We start from the raw sequence: 10076 nt of genomic DNA on the forward strand, positions 1-10076 counted from the left end.
CTCAGATTTAGGTAATTGCTTTTATTGCGTATGGAGCAATAGGAATTTCTGCTCACTCTCAGATTTAGGTAATTGCTTTTATTGCGTATGGAGCAATAGAAATTTCTGCTCACTCAGATTTATGTATTTGCTTTTAACTTCCTGTAGAGGTTTGGAGGTTTGAAGAGGGTTTAGAGACCAAACCTAGGAAATTCTTTACTCTGAACAACATCTCCATATTTTCTTGTAATATTTTGGGAAATTGATCTAAAAATTTTCACCTAGTTTTGTATTTGAGCGATGGGAGGAATAAGGATAAAATAAGTCTTTGAGTTTGACGATTGCTAACGATTGGAGTTTTATAACACTTTTAAAAAAGAATGTAGAAATACATCTATCTGCGGATATGCCGAAAAATAGCTACTTCAATTCATTTTAAATAGGTATCTTTAATCATTTTCCCTTTTTTTTCAGTATTTACTTCTTCTAGCTTCTTATTTCTTCCTTCCTCCTTTCTCCTTCTTTCTTCTTCCTTCCTCAAAAAAATGATAAATTTTGCCGAAATAAAATCTCAAGTCAACCCTAAATATTCTTTTGTCGGAATTGAGAAAAAGAGAGGTAAGTTAATTTTTCATTTACCAAAAGGATTTACTCAGGACGATCCAAATATTGATAGATTCGACTTTAAATGTGAATTATTTTTCAAACTCTATAAACTCCTGAAAATTATCCAGAAAGTCTATCAAGAAAAAGGATATTTACAGAAAAATATCAAAGTTAATGACCGTGACGGTGTACTGCAACAGGAAGTGGGAAAAAAAGTTGTAGTTAACGATAATCAAGAAAGTATTTTTTATAGTAAACTTGATGCCTTAGATAATATCTTAGATATCTACGATGAGTTAAAAATATTAGCACTTGTCTCCCGTCTCAGTAAATCTGAAACAATAGACTATAGTAAAATTTATCGCTATCTTCATAAAGCAATTTTCCTAAATAATGGTGCAATATTTATAGATTTGATTGACGCACCTAGGCAACAAATATCTTATGAAGCGTCTGATATTGTAGCAATGTATTGTTATCTATTTAGTGAGATTCAGCAAAAATTAGGCGAAAATGTAAATCCCGAAATTGCTGCTTTATCTGCTAGGTTCCGGGAAAAATATATTGGAGATGAATATAGCTTGTTTAGCGAAACTCATTATCCATTAATTATCGAGACTTTGCGAGACGCTTTAGGAAAAATTGATAAATATACGCCGTTGAAAGATATAGATTATTGGGATTTTTACGATGCAATTGAAAAATTTTTATTCGGAGAGTTAGATGACACAAAAGACGGCAAAATCTGGGGATTTAATAATTTTCATAGTGTTTGGGAGGGAATCTGTTTAACTTATTTGCTCAAACAGACAAATTCATGTTTTGTCTGTTATCTGAATAGTCGATATATTGCCTCAGAAATAATTGCTCATTTGAGCTACAAAAACAGAATTATCGATCTGAGTAATATTTTCCACGTCAACGGTAAAGATATTTTTCCCGATGCTGTAATTCTTTCATTTCAGACTAAGGATAACCATTCAAATTCCGAAATTTCAGATTTAGTTCCATCTAAGACTTCATATCAAATTGAAAAAGTAAAAAATTGGAATGACTTACGCTACTACACGAGCTTCAAATGTAATAAATATCAATTAAAAATTGCCTCTGTTCACCAAAACCCTGAACTTAAAAATCATACCTTTTATGAGTTAGCTAAATTCTGCCAAGTTGAGGGAGATATACTGACGGTTCATTCTTTGCCAAATCAGTTTTATTCTTACTGGGAAATATTGGATGATTTTAATCTGGAACAATTACAAATGATGAAAAATTTGAATCATGTATTTTATCTAGCTTTGAAATTTGGCATCTTATCCTCTGAGAGATTTTTTCAACGCTTCATCGATTATGTATTGGGGTCTGACTCTCTGCTCAAAGATAATATATTTTATCTGTCATTATTTCGGGATAAAGATAGACTCCAGTCTCTCAAAGACATTAATCAAAGCTTTGGGAATTTCCTGAAAAAAATTATGAGCAAAATTTCCATCCAAATCATTGATATTAAATATGCTAATTTTGAGTATTATCTGAATCCAGGAAACCGAGAAGAAATTAAAAGTAGAAGTATTAGAAAACAGTTTGTCTATGAATATCTGATTCAAAATTATCTGGAAAATAATAAAAAGACTGTCAGAAGTTGGAGTATAAATAGTGAGTTTTGGCTGCCTATTTATAGAAAAAATTTGCCAGTGCTTACTCCTGGTACTAGATATATGGATAATTATGTGAAATTAACAGGGGTTAATATTATGAAAGTTATTGATAATTATATTGAGAGTTAAGAATTAAGAATTTAGAATTCAGAATTCAGAAGTTATTTGGGTAATGGGAATTAGAGTAACCCTTTGAAGAATTGAGAATCGCTCAAATAATAACTCCACAATCTATTTAATTATCATAATTTTCTAACCGTAAACTCGTTGTTTTAATCTATTAATTTATTGCTGTAAATCTAGACGTTATGATTCACCATAAATGCTATAACCAAGCAATTGTTGGATACATCTTTCATGGCGATAAGACTTCACATTATACTTTTTACACCTTTAAAATAAAACTTTATGAGTTTTTCTTCTAGCACAGTAAAATCAGGTTCACCACTTAGAGGAATTCTCAGTAACTCGGTTTTGCTGTTTTCATATTTCTCTAAAATGTCATCATATATACGTTCACCAATACCTATGCTATTACCCATATGCATTCTATCAAGCTCTGACTTGGGAAAATAATATTCAACATAAACTAAAACAACTTCACTTCCTGTTATATATCCCTCAAATCCAGGCCAGAATGGTTTATTTGCATATCTATAACCTATACCAAGAACTTTATTAGAAAATTTTAAATTCTTCCAATCTATTTCGGGATGTATAGTCAATTGTTTATCAGTTCTTAAAGTCACACCCCAAAATTTGGGTTCCTGTAGCTCAGAATTAAGTTCTTCAATTATCCCATTAACAATATCATAAATTTTTTCAAGAAATTTTTTAGCTGTATTTTCAAATAACTCCTTATCCATATCAGTTGATGCTTTATACTTAATCTCATCTAACAAAAATTTTTCATTATATTCTTTATTTTCTGACTCTAAAATATTTATTAAATTATCTTTAAGCGCAGGAATAGACTGCCAACGGGAATCTATTCCTATTTCAAAAGCTCTATCAAAAACCCTATTAATTTTGAATAATATATGTTCTGGTAAAGCTGATAATTTTTGTCTAGCTGTTTCAGTCTGATGTGGTTTATTTCCTTTTTCATCCAAAAGATGACGAGGTTCTTTTCCTGTTATTACAAAAAACAAAATGCCACATACTTGTGTTATATCTGACTTTTTATCTCTTTGTGAACCACTTTCTCGTTTATGCTCTGGAAGAATAAAAAACCTATTTCCTATATCCTGTCCTGTAGGTGTTAAATTTGTATCATCCTCTTTGTTGAAAGAAAGACCAAAATCTATTAATACTGGAGTAGTTAGAGAATCGTTTCTAACCATAATATTGTCAGGCTTAATATCTCTATGCACTACATCTCTTTGATGACAATATTCATACAATATCTAACAATTTAACTGTAAACTTGACAGCATCAAATATATCAATTACCCCCCTATCTGTAATAAACTTCTCTAAAGTGCTTCCTTCTATAAATTCAATCACCATATAGAGAGGAATATTTAAGTCTTCAAAAGAGTCGTAATTTGAATCAATTAATTTAGGTATTCCGGGATTTCTAAAAGTTTTGAGATTATTTACTTCTCTACTCATCCTGGCACGTCTTTCATAATCTTTTTGCTTATGAAGTATTTTGAGTACATACTCACCAGGAGAAAATGAATCATTTTTAGGTTTTACTAAAGAAGTTTCACCTTGACCACCTTTACCTATTTTTTCACTAATAGATTCCCAGTTTTCATCCCAAGGTTTTTTCTTGTTTTTGCCCATACAAAAATTTTAGTATATAATAGGAAAAAGCCTTATATTATCAAGACTTACGTAGGGGTACTATATATAGAGTGCAAAAACTATAACGTTATAGTTTTTAACACTACATACATTATCTCTGCGTAAGTCCTAATTATTATAGCAATCCTAAATAGGTTGTGAAAATCAAACAGTAAATAACAAAACTGAAACTCCTACCTGTTCCCAAAAAAACAGTAAGATTTTTGATACAAATAAGATAGAATTGCTATATTGACAAAATTGCTGCTGATTTTGATATAACGATGTCTGAACTTTAGGATACTTTAGGAAAATGATTTTATTCAGTAGTCATATTTTTAATATGATTTATTAACCATTCATTGACTAAAATTTGTACGTCAATTTTTCTCTGTTCAGCAATTAGTGCAAGAATCTTTCCCCCATGGTTTTACCTCACTAAACTGGAATCCGCTGTATTTTTTTTCTCCTGAAAAGGAGAAGCTTTAAAGCTTTAGGAATTAATTATTAATTAAATTAGCGATCGCCTCCTCAGACAACTCTTCAATATTATTCAAAACTACCTTTGCACCTGCCTCCAATAATTTAGCACTATAAGCATCTTGCCTTTCCTCACTTTCCTGCACATGGGGAGGCAACACACCTACCCCAACCCAAGTTCTCGATGGCATCTGTTTCCGAGCATTTTCCACCGTATACATATCTCCCACCGTATCCCCAGCATAAATCACAGGTAGATTTTCAGCCAAACCATTTTGCTTTTCCAACTCCTCAACTACTGCAAATAAACCTGTTGGGTCAGGTTTTCCCGGTGCATCCTCCATCGCCACTACCACAGGAGAACTCATACCTAACTTTCCCTCCAAAACATAAGCAACTTCAGCTCGCATTGCTCCACTAAAAAATCCCCAAGACAACCCTGCTGCCGTCAACTCCTCAAAATAACCAGAACTTACCAACAACGGTTCCGAACAAATATAACCATTCCAGTTATCCTCATCTAAACCCCGATAACGAGACTGAAAAAAAGCTACTAACTTTTGATAATCTAAAGCTATATCCTCCCGTTTTTGACCTTGGCCTTCAAAATGACGATAAACTAACTCCCGCGAAGCCTCCCAGTCATTATTCCAAACACCCTCAGACTTAAGCTGGTCAATATCCGCCAAAGTGGGGCAAAATGCGCCGGACGTACAATGCTTGACTGTATCGGCGATCGCCCGTCGATAAGATCCACCCACATCCCGAATCACACCATCGATATCGAAAACCAAGATTGCTTTATTCATCATCAAATTTTTATGGTAAAATGAAATTTTGTGTGTCTAAAGTTTTAAAATTAGCCTAAAATTGGCTCAGGAGGTAAATTGTCCAAATTTATACTAAAAGTAGTCTGGTTAGACGATAATGTAGCACTTGCTGTAGATCAAGTGGTAGGAAATGGTACCAGTCCTTTAACTTGTTACTTTTTCTGGCCTCGGAATGATGCTTGGGAACAACTAAAAACAGAAATGGAAGCCAAGCATTGGATTTCAGAAGTAGACAGGGTGGATCTTCTGAATAAGGCTACTGAAATAATTAACTATTGGCAAGAGGAAGGCAGAAGACGACCACTTTCAGAAGCTCAGGCAAAATTTCCAGAACCAGAGATAGTTTTTGCAGGTACTAATTAATCAAGTCAAAACTCAAAAGTCAAAAGTCAAAATTAACTAAGAATTTTAGTAAAGTCTAGGGTTGTCGGAAGTGAAGCGGCGATCAAATAAATTAATCTCCAGGAGAAATGCAGATTCTGATCAGAGAAAATCTCACAACTTGACTGTTATGCCAAAGATTGCCATAGGGCATAATGATGGGGTAAATTCAGAAGTCAAAAGTTAAAATTAACAAGCCAGAATCTGCTAATGAACCAGGAACAGACATTACCAATAAGTGACCAACTGCCACTTGTAACTTCTCCAACTATTCTGAAAAAAGCTATTGTATATAAGCTTGATAGCTATATTTCAGGTCGTGGCGAGTTGGTGCTTCCCTGTCTGCCTGGTATGCTTGACTATTATATAAATATTGTAGAAAATTTATTTTTTCATCTGGGTAGACCAATGCCCGCTGAAAGAAAACAACAGTTGCGTCAAATGATCGAAAAGAGGTTGATAGAAGGGTTTAATATTTCTGCAACTTCTATGTTAGTTATTCAATATGAATTAGTGAAACCTCCCAAAAAAGGTATAGCTTGTCAAGTAAGTATTCGCACTCCAACTTTGGGAGAACAGTATAAGTCTTGGATAGATAAAAGAAAGCCTCCTTTATTTGGTTCTCATCCTGATGCTAAAGTATTAGCAACTGTGGGAGAATTTGGCAAAAATTCTGTCTTGAAAATATTAGATGTGGGAGGAGGAACAGGTAGGAATGCTTTACCTTTGGCGCGAAAAGGTCATTATGTAGATGTTTTAGAGTTAACGCCTGCTTTTATTGAACAGTTACAAACAGCGATCGCTACAGAAAATTTATCAATGAATGTGATAGAGGGAGATATTCTCGAACCACTGACAAGGTTGCGACCAGCTTTTTATCAGTTGGCGATCGCTACAGAAGTAGTATCTCATTTTCGGGATGTAGACGACTTGCGGTTATTTATGGCAAAAATGTCTGATGTTATTTGCTCTGGTGGTTTACTTATATTCAATATATTTTTGACAGTAGAGGAATATGTGCCGGATAAATTGGTACGAGATATGGCGCAGTTATGTTGGTCGAGTTTGTTTACTTCTGAAGAGTTGACAAAAGCGATGGAGGGTTTACCTTGGGTAATCGTTTCTAATGAGTTAGTTATAGAATATGAACGTCAACATTTACCAAAAACTGCATGGCCTCCCACAAGTTGGTTTGAAAGTTGGGCGACTGGTAGAGATATATTTCCCTTAGCCAATGGTAAACCACCTCTAGAGTTACGGTGGATATTATGTCAGCGGGTGTAGTAAACCATCAAGTGGAAGTTTCTAGTTCCCACGAGCGTATCCTTTACATCAATTTTTAGGATATTAATATCAATATGAAGCTGGAATATGGGGATTATTTAAAGTTGAACCTCTCTCAATTAAATATTGACATCTATCTCTTAAAATCGAAAGCATTCTTTCAGGAGAGTAGCCAAATTCTAAATCCATTTTATTTCGGTATTCTTGGATTGTATATTGTCTTTTTTGCAGACTTTGAGCATCTTCGAGTGTATAAACTTCTTTTTCCCCAACAATTTCATATAGTAAAGATATGCTAATTAACTCTGGTATTAATTGAGCAAGTTTATAATCTAATGCAACATAAGCTGATTTTTCACTAATCCAAGGAGCCATCATTTCAGGGGAAGCATACAAGCAATATTTTAGGGTTTTACCACCTTTTTCATAGAAACCAAATAACCAATGTTTTCCCCTCAATTTTTTAATATGTTCCAGTCCAAAATCTCTAACTGTAGTTACCGAATCATTAATAATTATTAATTAAATAATTCAGCAATATTCGCCTCCCCTTTCAAGGGGAAAAAAGTGCTAGGACATTTCCTTATATTCAATTCCGTAACGGTTTTAACCAGAGGTAATTATCCATTATCAATTATCAATTAATGAACTCTAGCATGAATGCCTGTGATAAAAATAATTTTTCATACCCACCTACTGATTTTTATTGAAGCATTAAAAATAACTATAACTAATCAGCCCAAATAACCAATTTCCCAGAGTAGAATGAATAAAAAAATTATATAATTCTCCAGATTTCCATAACTCTTGTAGCCGTGTTCCATGATAACCAAATAAAACTAGAAAACAAAAAATATGAAACTGATTATTTTGAATTAAGGGTATATAAAATGCCAGGATTTTTCGATTATTTATTAATTCCAAAATTAGATGTAAACCTGCAACTAGAAACACAGCAAAAAATACAGGCCCAAATAAATGATAAGTAATTGCTTGACTAAAATCTCCTCGTGCAAATGCCATCAAAGAGCGAGTCAACCCCCATCCAGGGCAAGGAATACCAACATAACGCAGCAGTGGACATCCTAGAAATGGTATTTTCAAACCCAAATTAAATAGGTAACTACCAATAATAGGAATAAGAGCGATCGCCAGATAAATATATCTTTGACTTCGCTCTTTATTAGATAAAATTTCAGAATACTTTTCCATTCAATTTCTTTATCGACTACGCAACAAATCCCAACCAAAACAAGTGAGATAAATTAGAATTGTTGCCATTTGTTGAAAGATGACTAATTCGACAGTTTTAAGCAAGAAATTGGTCTCTGATTGAGAATAACCAACCATTGATCCTCCTGCCAGAATTGCAATCAGTATTAAAAAAATTATTTTCCTGTACTTAAGTTTGAGCATCATTCAATTTTTTCCTATTATTTTTTAAGTCAATGCTACATATCCAAAGACAAATAAAACTGCACAAGGAATGATACATATCAACAATAACCAGGGAGATTTTTCCAACTTATTAAAAATTCTCACCCAAGCCATAATTAATTTAATTGCAGCAATAATATTAATACATGGAATCAAAGACAAAATTGTCCATAAAACAGGATTTTCCTCATCACCAGCTTTAAAATTAATGTATGTACCTAAAATTGGAATCCAAGCATACCACGCATTTTCAACATTTAATTTTTGGTAAATTTTATAGCAGAAAAATGCCATTATTAAGTATCCAACGAGACCACCTCCAACTTGAGTTGGTTCTACCTCTGGTACTTCTGGTATTTGATTTGTTGCTTCCTGTGCCAATAAAATTGGTAACATCATACCAATGCCTGAATTAATCCATGAAAATTCACTCAAATATAGCATTTGTCCTCATCCATTAAAATTAATAACAATTGAAGTTTTCATCTATACTAAGCAAACTTTAATACTCAAAATATTAGAAGCATTAAAATTTTGTTTTTTTTTTAAGAATTTAACTTATATATACCTAGCTGTAAGTTGAACTAATTTTAATAATTAAACAAATCATATTTTCTGATAAAAGACTCAATATTTTCATAAATATGGAGATTTTCACTATAACTAAATCCACCATGATCGCCCCCTGGAATAGTTAATAATTGATTCGGTACATTAGCTTGATTAAGTGCTTCGTGAAATCTTACTGCATGATTATATGGCACACTTAAATCAGCATCACCGTGAACAGTAAAAATAGGCGGCATTTGAGAATTTACATAATTTATCGGAGAAACACGTTCCGCTATTTCTAAGCGATCGTTCTGGTTTCCCATCCACTCCAGAGCATAATCTCGAATATTTGCTCCCTCCAGCAAATCTTTGACATCAGTAATACCATACCAATTGACGATAGCTGCTACTTTTAAGTCCTCATCACCTGGGCAATAAGAGTCAAAACCAGCATCAGGAGTTAACAAAGCAGTTGTTATCGCTAAATGACCACCAGCAGAAAACCCACTAAGAATAATTTTTTCAGGATCAAAATTGTATTGTTGAGCATTCCTAATCACCCAACGTAAAGCACACCGACAGTCTGCTACTGCTGCAGGCGCTAACGACTGTGCTGCTAAACGATACCCCACATTGACAACAGAAAGACCCATTTTTAGATATGGCAATAAAAAAAATAACTCCACTTCTCTGGGGCGATCTACCCAACCGCCACCATGAATAAAAATTACTGTTGGTTGTGATTTAGGGGCGAGAGACTGATAAATATCTAACTGCAAATCGTAATTATTAACAGTCAAATATTTAATATTTTTGTAAATGCGATAGTTATTTGAAAATGCCAGTATTTTACTAGCAGGATCTGATAGTATTTTCCAAGTATTAATCGGTAGAAAGCTATAGCCGAAAAACACTCCTTGAGATGATACTTTAGATAGATATTTTTTCAACATTACTTTTAGTGTTAATATAAATTTATTCTAGAAATTTTAAGTTAATATTTTTAGGGAATGTTTGTCAAGGTTACCGAATAATTATTAATTATTAATTAAATAATTCAGGTTTAAAGCCTCCTCTT

Annotated in this window: 11 protein-coding genes; 3 read left to right on the forward strand and 8 right to left on the reverse strand. The window is 33.2% G+C overall.

Annotated elements, in window-relative coordinates; genetic code table 11:
• Positions 1 to 524: 524 nt before the first annotated feature.
• The gene (locus ACP6PL_RS07205; RefSeq protein WP_426544025.1) at positions 525 to 2372 is read left to right on the forward strand and encodes a hypothetical protein; all 1848 of its coding nucleotides are present in this window, start codon (positions 525 to 527) and stop codon (positions 2370 to 2372) included.
• 242 nt (positions 2373 to 2614) lie between these two features.
• On the opposite strand, the gene ACP6PL_RS07210 is transcribed toward ACP6PL_RS07205, so the two are convergent.
• The 3 genes from ACP6PL_RS07210 to ACP6PL_RS07220 all read right to left on the reverse strand — a co-directional run bounded on the left by ACP6PL_RS07210 (position 2615) and on the right by ACP6PL_RS07220 (position 5326).
• The gene (locus ACP6PL_RS07210) at positions 2615 to 3646 is read right to left on the reverse strand and encodes a protein kinase domain-containing protein (RefSeq protein ID WP_426544027.1); all 1032 of its coding nucleotides are present in this window, start codon (positions 3644 to 3646) and stop codon (positions 2615 to 2617) included.
• Positions 3639 to 4034: a protein kinase domain-containing protein gene (locus ACP6PL_RS07215; RefSeq protein ID WP_426544029.1), complete on the reverse strand. Its 396-nt coding sequence runs from the start codon at positions 4032 to 4034 to the stop codon at positions 3639 to 3641. The genes ACP6PL_RS07210 and ACP6PL_RS07215 overlap by 8 nt, the downstream gene beginning before the upstream one ends.
• A 500-nt stretch (positions 4035 to 4534) precedes the next feature.
• Positions 4535 to 5326: a TIGR01548 family HAD-type hydrolase gene (locus tag ACP6PL_RS07220; RefSeq protein WP_426544031.1), complete on the reverse strand. Its 792-nt coding sequence runs from the start codon at positions 5324 to 5326 to the stop codon at positions 4535 to 4537.
• Positions 5327 to 5401: 75 nt separating this feature from the next.
• Between ACP6PL_RS07220 and ACP6PL_RS07225 the strand changes: the two genes are divergently transcribed.
• Entirely contained in the window at positions 5402 to 5707 is a 306-nt protein-coding gene (locus ACP6PL_RS07225; protein ID WP_426544033.1) for a 30S ribosomal protein PSRP-3, read from the forward strand.
• Between the two features lie 228 nt (positions 5708 to 5935).
• Positions 5936 to 7009: a class I SAM-dependent methyltransferase gene (locus ACP6PL_RS07230; RefSeq protein ID WP_426544036.1), complete on the forward strand. Its 1074-nt coding sequence runs from the start codon at positions 5936 to 5938 to the stop codon at positions 7007 to 7009.
• A 69-nt stretch (positions 7010 to 7078) separates the two neighbouring features.
• On the opposite strand, the gene ACP6PL_RS07235 is transcribed toward ACP6PL_RS07230, so the two are convergent.
• The 5 genes from ACP6PL_RS07235 to ACP6PL_RS07255 all read right to left on the reverse strand — a co-directional run bounded on the left by ACP6PL_RS07235 (position 7079) and on the right by ACP6PL_RS07255 (position 9951).
• Complete coding sequence (locus ACP6PL_RS07235) at positions 7079 to 7387, reverse strand: hypothetical protein (protein ID WP_426544038.1); 309 nt, start codon at positions 7385 to 7387, stop codon at positions 7079 to 7081.
• A 336-nt stretch (positions 7388 to 7723) separates the two neighbouring features.
• Positions 7724 to 8221 carry a DUF2752 domain-containing protein gene (locus ACP6PL_RS07240; protein ID WP_426544040.1) on the reverse strand — a complete coding sequence of 166 codons (498 nt, stop codon included), beginning with the start codon at positions 8219 to 8221 and terminating at the stop codon, positions 7724 to 7726.
• Between the two features lie 9 nt (positions 8222 to 8230).
• Positions 8231 to 8359 (reverse strand): hypothetical protein, encoded by a 129-nt coding sequence (locus tag ACP6PL_RS07245; RefSeq protein WP_426544042.1) that lies wholly within the window; start codon positions 8357 to 8359, stop codon positions 8231 to 8233.
• Between the two features lie 90 nt (positions 8360 to 8449).
• Positions 8450 to 8890 carry a DUF5684 domain-containing protein gene (locus ACP6PL_RS07250; protein ID WP_426544044.1) on the reverse strand — a complete coding sequence of 147 codons (441 nt, stop codon included), beginning with the start codon at positions 8888 to 8890 and terminating at the stop codon, positions 8450 to 8452.
• Between the two features lie 146 nt (positions 8891 to 9036).
• The gene (locus ACP6PL_RS07255) at positions 9037 to 9951 is read right to left on the reverse strand and encodes an alpha/beta hydrolase fold domain-containing protein (protein WP_426544046.1); all 915 of its coding nucleotides are present in this window, start codon (positions 9949 to 9951) and stop codon (positions 9037 to 9039) included.
• Positions 9952 to 10076: the final 125 nt, after the last annotated feature.

It is taken from the genome of Dapis purpurea BLCC-M126 (genome assembly GCF_050015975.1).
Lineage (GTDB): Bacteria > Cyanobacteriota > Cyanobacteriia > Cyanobacteriales > Microcoleaceae > Trichodesmium.